General features: G+C 38.1%; 1 protein-coding gene. It reads right to left on the bottom strand.

Annotated features, from left to right (window positions below; translation table 11 throughout):
• Positions 1-347 precede the first annotated feature (347 nt).
• Entirely contained in the window at positions 348-6,629 is a 6,282-nt protein-coding gene (locus tag RQ893_RS07075; protein WP_311482349.1) for an InlB B-repeat-containing protein, read from the bottom strand.
• Positions 6,630-6,859: the final 230 nt, after the last annotated feature.

Below are 6,859 nucleotides of genomic sequence, written 5' to 3'. Positions count from 1 at the left end.
AGGAGGAGGGATCTTATGAATAAAAGACCCCCACGTTCATGAGATGTCTCACATTCGCTCGACATGGCGCAAGGGATTGATTTTAGTACAGCACTCCCAAGCGCCGTCTCGAACGACGCCAAAGGCGGAGGAGGGAACTTATAAACAAAAGACCTCATTCATAAGATGTCTCACATACGTTCGACATGACGATTAGAGATTGACTTTTCCAGACCCTCTGTCATTCCGAACGAAGTGAGGAATCCCACAAATATAGGACCTCTAATTTATGAAATATCTCCCTCAGCCTTCCCCTTTCTTTCCTGGGCAAAAAAAGACCGCAAGCTTTCGCTTACGATCTTTTAATCTTATTCTTCGTCCTTATTCTTTTTTTCTCTTGTAAAGAATAGTCCAACGCTAGAAGCTGCCATCAATCCTAGGTAAAGTTCATAGTTGCTTACTATACCTGTTTTTGGACTTAGGAAGTTTCTTACATCTGTGATGATATTAGTACCAGTCTTCTTAGGTGATTTACCACTGCTTGGTTTGTATGGTTTGTCATCTGGTTTTGCTGGTTTATCATCTGGTTTTTCACCTGGTTTATCTTCTGGCTTCTCGCCCGGTTTATCTTCTGGCTTCTCGCCCGGTTTATCCTCTGGTTTTTCGCCTGGTTTATCTTCTGGTTTTCCATCATCAGGATTATTAGGATCTGGTCTAGTTGTTCCTCCACCTGGTATATTTCCACCTGGAGTTGGTGGTGTTGGTGGGGTGACTGTTGTATCTTTTTCAAACATAGCTACATAAACTGCAGATACATTTGTATTTGGTGTAAATGTAGGTTGATCTGATACTATATTACCATCCTTGTCAATCCATTGTAGGAACTTATATCCCGGCTTTGCTGTTGCAGTTGAGCCTTGGATTATTCCACCCTTAGCAACTTCTTCTTTTGCTAGGTCTACTGAACCCATTGTTTCATCAGCAGGGATATATAAGATTTGAATCTCATCTGGTTCTGGTGTTTCTGGAAGAGCTTCGAAGATAGCTATATAAGTTGCATTCTTCTTTTCAGTTGGTACTAATTCTGCAACTGTATATGTGTTTCCGTCTGTACCTAACCAGTGAACGAACTTATATCCTTCATTTGCTGTTGCTGTTGAACCATTGATTGTACCAGTAGTAGTATCTCCTGTGTCATGATCATTGCTTACTTTACCCATTTGTTCATCCATAGAGATATACTTGATAGTAAATGTTTCTGGTTGCGGTTGTGGTGTTACAGTTTTTGCTGTCCACTTTGCATATAGAGTAATATCGCTGTTTACTGGAGTAGTAAAATTATACTTATGTCCAAAGTTTTCATCTGTATACCATCCGCCAAAATCAAATCCATCTGCTGTTAATGCAGGTGTTGGTTCTGTTGCAGTTTTACCTGCTTCAACTTTTTGATCAGCTGGTTTTGCTCCGTGATCTTTGTTGTCAAATGTTACTGTATAAGTTGCAGGTGCTGGTGTTGTCTTGAAAGTGTTAGTTAACTCTAAAGTACCTTCTCCGCTTACAGTCCACTTAGCTTGTTCATTTGCATCATCAAATACTTCTTTTACAAAGTAAGTATAGTCAATTCCGTCTTTGTCAGTCTTATCTTGCTTGCTGAAGTTTACTTGATTTTGAGCATCAAGTGCTTCTGCTTTATCTACTGCTTTTTCAGGATCTCCATTGTCTGAAGTCTTTCTCCAAAGTTCAAGTTTGACTGTAGGAGTTTCGCTACCTTCTGGAACTTTATCCCATATCTTTTTACCAATTATATCTTCTTCTGTTTTTGGAATTTTATAATTGTTGGTAATTGTTAACTTATCATCATCACTATCTGTTAGTTCATAATTTTCTGGAACTTTTGGTTCTTTTGCATAGTAGACAAATTCCCTACCGCTTGGGTCGTGTTTTGGAAGGTCATTAAAAGTATGAGATTGTTCCTTATCTCCCTCAGGAGTTGTAGTAAAGTCTCCTACTTTTTCATCAATTTGAGCTTTTGCTTTTTCTTCATTTGTCGAGTCTTCTTTGTATTCTGCCTTGTAGCCTTTTCTCCAAAGTTCAATCTTAGTAGCTGGCTTCTTGCCGCCCTTCCAAACTTTCTTAACTGTAATATTAATAATATTATCATTGGTCTCGCCTGGTTTTTCTGGTTTGACGTTTTTATTTACTACAGTTAGGATTTTTTCATAGTCTTTTTTATTATCAGTTTTTTTAATTTCAACCTCAATTGGTTTTGCTGATAATTTTGAACTTCCCTTGACATATTCGCCATCTACATAATAAGGTGTATATCCATTGGCCCCTGTTTCTTCGACAGTATATTTTCCATCAAATAGTCCATCTAATGTTATAGATTCACCTGCAGCCAATTCGATTTCTTCTTCATATTGTTTTGGCGCAACGGTCTTAGATCCATTTATTTCTGGTCCTGTGACTTTGAATGTAAACTTCATTGGTACAAGAGCGGCCATCCTTGCCATTATTGACTTTTTCTCAACAGGTTTGTTTTCTAGGACTTTTGTGATTGTGATTTTACCTTGTGGTTTTTCAAATTTCGCAACATAAGTGTAATTCTCACATACACCTTTATCATTACCTAAAAGACCTTTTGATTGATCTTCTTCACGTTCCCAACCTACAAATTGATAGTCCTTATTAGGTACAATTTCTACGCCAGATTTCTCTGATTTATATTCCATAGTATCAGGAACTGGAATATTAGAAAATTCTAGGCCCTTTATTACATCGTAACAAACAGTTTTGGCTTTACCATCTTCTTCGAGTTTGCCGTTTTTGACGGCCTTAAAGGTTACTCTGACGTAACCATCTGGTACTGGATCATTTTCTGGCACTTCAATTACTCTTACGTCCTTATAATAGAAGTTAATCTCATCTGACCCTGTGCCGTTAATGCCTAGTAATTTATTTGTATCTTCCTCAACATCGAAGAATAGTTGTTGTTGTGGGGCACTTACTAATTTCCAACCTGGGATTGGTTTATAGTTTCTAGCATCAAAATGGCGGTTGCCGTTGATGACTTTTTCTTGACCAGCAATAGTATACTTTTCTATTATTGCTTTCTTTTCAGCGTCTGTTTTCGCCTCAGCCAGTTCAGCCTCAGCTCTTTCATCTAGGTAGTTAACCTTGTACTCACGCTTCCTAAATGGTCTATAGAAAAATTTGAAGATATTATCTTCTGCCTCAGGGTTAGGTTTCATTTTACTTGAATCATCTGGGTCTGGAATCATTGCTGGTTTTACCCTAAAGGTTTGGAAGTAAGAGTTGTTTAAGCCAACTCTATTATTATATTCTTCATAAGTTGCCTTTAAGTCACCGGTTAATTTCTTTTCTAACTCTGAATGAGGAGCTAAGATATAATCAGCATCCTGCTTATCTCCGATAGTCGATGCCATGTAATTAACCCTTACATTTTTAAGTGTTTCCTTTACAGGATTTGATTTCTTCTTAGCATCTAAATTATAATCCTTGTCTAAGAAATAATGTTCAACATCAACATCGACCCTTTGGTTTGGAGTCCAAATTGCCTTTAGGTAGACTGGAGCTACTACGTCGTTACCGAAGGAATATAATTCTGGAACCCTATATTCATTTCGGTATGAATCATCCTGCTCATCAGTATAGTTACCATTGCCATCTTTTGTGTAACGAATTACTTCCCAACCCATAAAGTCGTAGCCTTTTCTTTTAGGCTTTTCAGCAGGTTCAACTAATTTTTGTCTTTGAACTACTGTAAAGATTTGCTTATCTCTTTTATCGGCATCTTTGGTTTCTTTTTTGGGATAGTTTTTTTCTACTTCTTGACCTATGTCCCCTTCTTGGATTGTTTTTGTCTTTTGAGTGACTTCTGTTTCTTCAATTGCTTCTAGTTCTCCCCCATTAGGGTCGAAAGTAACATTCCATTTGTAGTCTGGCTCGCCCCACTTAGCATATAGGTTTACTGGGTGGTTAGGCATAGTTTCGCCTGGGTTTTCCCTGATAAGCTTAGTGCCGGCAGGGTCTAATGCCCAACCCTTAAAGACCATTTGGTCTGATAAGCCATCTGGTCTTTTGACTATCAACTTTCCATCTTTGTCTGTATCTACTAAGCCTGAAAGTTTTAATTCTTTTAACTTTTCTGGGTTATCCAATAAGTTGGCAGGATTTTCTTTTTTGTATTCTTCGTTGCCTTCTAATTCAGGACTTAGGGCCTTTAGAGGAAATTCGTAGAAAGTATCTATTGAGTTAGTATTATCAAAGTCACTATCGCCCTTAATCACTGATGGGTCGTAATTAAACCTTAGTTTGTACTTATTACGAGTGTATTCAAATTTAAGGTAGCCGTTATTATCAAATCCGTCCCAGCCGTCAGGATCGCCCCATTCATCGCCATTATTAAAGAAGGCCTTAATAAATTTCATCTCGCCTACAGGGCGTTCTCCATACATATCTGTATAGGTCTTAGTTGGAAATGGTGTTACTTCTGCACGCTCTTCGTTTTTAGCATCTATGCCATCTGAATCAAGATATTCCGGTGTTTCATTAGCTCTCTTACCAGTAAAGCCTTGAACCTTTGGGTAACTAGGCGCATAAGTGTCAGAATTGGTATCTGCCTTAAACCTATAAAGGTCGTAGCGGATAATTGTTTCGTCATCCTTAAAGCCATCCATCCAAAAGTCCATGTGGTGAGGCATAGAGTCTTTGGCTTGCTTTATACCAAAGGAAAGGGTTGTAAATTCGTTCCACTTTAAATTTATGCTTGTTCCATCACCCTTATCTATCTTTTTCGTATAGCCGCCCCATCTATCGTAGTTTTCCATGTCCAGGAATTCATCGGCGTTTAATCTATAAGGAGGTGTGTCTAAGTGAACTGGCCAAATTGGACTATCATAGTTTGGTCCCCAGCCAAAGGATTGCATGCCTTCGCTAAAGCCTTTTGTTTGCATGGCGTCGTTTGGCCAACCAGTCATTAGCTGGTTAAATCTTGCCTTGTAATGGTAAGGATTACCAGGACCGCCCTTCTTCACTACCTCACCTTGAGCTTCATCATATCCCCAAATTTCAGGGTAGAAAGTATTTGCAGCAGGTTGAGCATTAGACTTGGTGAAGTATAGGTCATAGACTTGTCTGTCGTAGTAGATATTATAGACAGTCTTACCTGTTGAATCAACAGACTTAACTAAATTTACATCTGCAGGGTCCGCATTTTGCTCACGAGTTAGGTCTTGGTTGTAAACATAGAACTTGTTTAGATAAAGATTTTGGCCACGATTAAATTTTGCGCCTTTCCATATCTTATTTAGACGAGCTTTGTCTAGGTCCGGAAAGACTATGTCTTTTACAGGTTCATTATCCAGGTCAGGTCTTGTGCCTGTGGCTTGGTCATTATATACACGAGTGCCAATATAGTCGTACTTATCTAAAAGTCCGGCATTATCAGCATGGTCTGCCTTTTCTGCCCAGAATTGGATGGCATAGCCGGCCTTTTCCTTGTCCTTCCAGACTGCTGTGAAGGTAACTTTCCCTGCTGGCATGATCAAATTGGCATAAAGATTTTTGATGGCTGATCCGGTTGCGTCTGCAATGATTTCATTTGCCTTAAATGTTTGTCCATCCTTTGTTTTTAATTCAACAGATGGCTTCCAGCCTTGGAATTCGCCACCTTCTTTTGTAGGTATGTCTGCATCGGCAATTTTAGGAATCACTTGTCCATAATAAAGTGTACGAGCTGGAAGTTCTGTTCCGCCTTGTGTGTCAAAAACTACATCGTAATGGGCACGGTTGTAACGATATTCTAAGATAAAATCTTTCGTATCTTCAGGAACTTGTACTTCTATTTTGTATTGTTCAGGAACAAAACCCTCTCTTTTTTCCTCTTCCAAAGGTTCTACTATTATCTTTGAACCAGCGATTCCGTCTTTACTAGTTACCTTTTCATGCTTTTTTATCTCATTTTCATTAACTTTACTTTCGTTTCCCTTAGCATCTATCAAAGTACCATCAGAACTAGTTATAGTTCCATCTAGGTTTGTGTATTTAGTAAAGTCTTCAAGGTCTTGGAAGACGTGCTTTACTTCAAATTGAACTTTCTTGCCAGGATATTTAAATTCTTTGTTAGCTTGATATTTAAAGCCATCTTCTTTATTCCCAGTCTCACTTTTACCATTTGCTGCGTCTTTTACAATATCATAAGTAATTTTATAATCATTAATGTCACTATCGATAGCATCTTTTGGTTTGTCGTAACCAGGAAACTCAGGCAATTTTATGGTCTGAGCAACCTTCTTTTGTTCATCTGCTGTGGCCGCTGCACCAACACTAGCTATATAGGGTTGGGAGTTTATTTCATATTCCTCACCTCTTTGTACCAGATAATCTGTACGCAAGGTATAGATAGCGGGTTGGTCAGGATTTTTTATAAGATCTGCTGCCGATTTTCCATTATCTGGTTTTACTGGTTTTACTTCAATATTAGATCCTGACACAGCAGGGCAAGTATCGACCTCACCAGCTGGTGATGGCAAAGGCTCATCCCCACCAGTCGCAAAAGCTGGGGCAATATTCGATGCCATCATGATTGTGGCTATCAAAAGTGCCATAAACTTTCTCATTTTTTTCATTTTCTTCTCCTTTATCATATCTGATATATAATTATTTATTTCAATATTATAGTTAGACATTTCCTCCTTAATTATACATCATCTAGCAAATAAAAGAAAGCATTTTCTTGTCGGTTTTAAGTTTATTGCTAGATTTTATCAAATTTTATAAAGTAATGAATTTTTTTATCCAAAATGTATAATAAATCCGAGGTGAATTATGATTAATTATTTAAAAGACCAGGGCATTA

The sequence above is a fragment of the uncultured Anaerococcus sp. genome, from assembly GCF_963510915.1.
Classification (GTDB): Bacteria; Bacillota; Clostridia; order Tissierellales; family Peptoniphilaceae; genus Anaerococcus.
This window is presented reverse-complemented; position numbering and strand designations above follow the sequence as displayed.

Bases quoted from the DNA above. Each gene is read 5' to 3' on its own strand.
- RQ893_RS07075 (WP_311482349.1), bottom strand. From the start codon at position 6,629: ATGAAAAAAATGAGAAAGTTTATGGCACTTTTGATAGCCACAATCATG.